Source organism: Frankia sp. CcWB3 (assembly GCF_977927595.1).
Genome location: NZ_CDWRCK010000120.1, coordinates 11,161 through 12,456 on the forward strand (window position 1 = coordinate 11,161; position 1,296 = coordinate 12,456).

A 1,296-nucleotide genomic window follows, 5' to 3' on the forward strand; every position below is an offset into this window, starting at 1 on the left:
CAACGCCCGGCAACAGCCGGCAACACCCGGTAATGTCTGGCGGCGCATGGCACCTAACGGCGCTGCGACCTGGCGCGCCGACGTCCACGGGCCGCTATCTGGTAGTGCACGGCCAGGAACGACAGCGCCAAGAAGAGCGGAAGCAGCACCGATGGAGGCGAAGCGCTGGTGTCCGCGGAGACCAGCACCATGTCTATACCGGCGGTGAGGTTAGCTCCGCAGGCGGCGGTGACCGGACGGTAACCCGGCTGGAAGCTGGCGAACTGGACCACGGTCTCGAACGTGCCGTCCTGGTCGGCAACGGTCCGTCCGACCAGCTCGCCGCCCGCGGTGAGCATGGCCTGCGACCCGGGTCTGCAGCCGGCACCCCGGGCGAACAGCGTATCTCCAGCCGTCACGGCGCTCCGGTCGAACAACAGCTCACCGGGACGTGCCTCGCGTGCCACCGGCTCCCCCACATCCGGCTCTGACACGCCGGGCTCGGACCCGCCGGGCTCGGACACGGGTGTGCACACGCCCAGCACGCGCACCGTCCCCTTCGGGCAGCGAGACGGGGTGGGTGCCGCGCACTGCTCGTCGAGCGGAACCGCGAGGCCGCCGGGGCAGAGCCGGCGCCCGGCGGGGCAGTCGAGCGTCGCCGCGCGCACGGAACCGTCCCAGCAGACGACCGGGACCGGCGGGGATGGCCGCGGCGGCGGGCAGGCTTCGCCCACGGCGACGCCGACCACCAGGCCTTCTGCGGCAAGGGGCACTGGTCGGCCGATCGGCGCACGGACCCGTCCGGACAGGTAACCGAGGTCTCCTTCTCCCCATTGGAGCCCGGCTTGGTGGAGTCGGTGACCGGGGACGAGGTGATGGGAGGTGACGTGGTCTCCGTGTCCTCCGTGGGAGTGGGGCAGGGCATCGCGTCGACCAGGCCGAGCGGCAACGCGGGGGCGGGCGTCGTGCATTGCTGGGGACCGCCGCCATCACATCCTGTACCTGTATCTGTACCTGGCATTGATGTCGACACCGACGCCGGCCCGGAGGCGCACCGGGGTTGTGGGCAGGCACCGTTCGGCGGTGATGACGCCGCTGCGTCGGCCGATCGAGGCGTGCTCGGTGGGCAGGCCGGACCGTGCTGGTCGCAGGGGCCGCCCGCATTGCCCGTGGCCGGGCAGGCCGGCGAACTGGGCGTGCAGCGCCCACCAGCGTCCGTCGTCGTCCCCGACGGGCAGATCGTCGTACTCGGATCGGAGTAGGGAGACGGGGTACCGCTGGGGGTCTCCGGGTTCGGTACCGGGTTCGGCACCGGCT

2 protein-coding genes are annotated in these 1,296 nt (G+C 72.0%); both read right to left on the reverse strand.

The annotated features are described in order from the left end of the window. Positions 1–53: 53 nt before the first annotated feature. Entirely contained in the window at positions 54–728 is a 675-nt protein-coding gene (locus ACY5KJ_RS11135) for a hypothetical protein (RefSeq protein WP_462185874.1), read from the reverse strand. Between the two features lie 240 nt (positions 729–968). Further along, a partial coding sequence (locus tag ACY5KJ_RS11140; protein WP_462203316.1) for a hypothetical protein occupies positions 969–1,296 on the reverse strand: 328 nt, incomplete at its 5' end.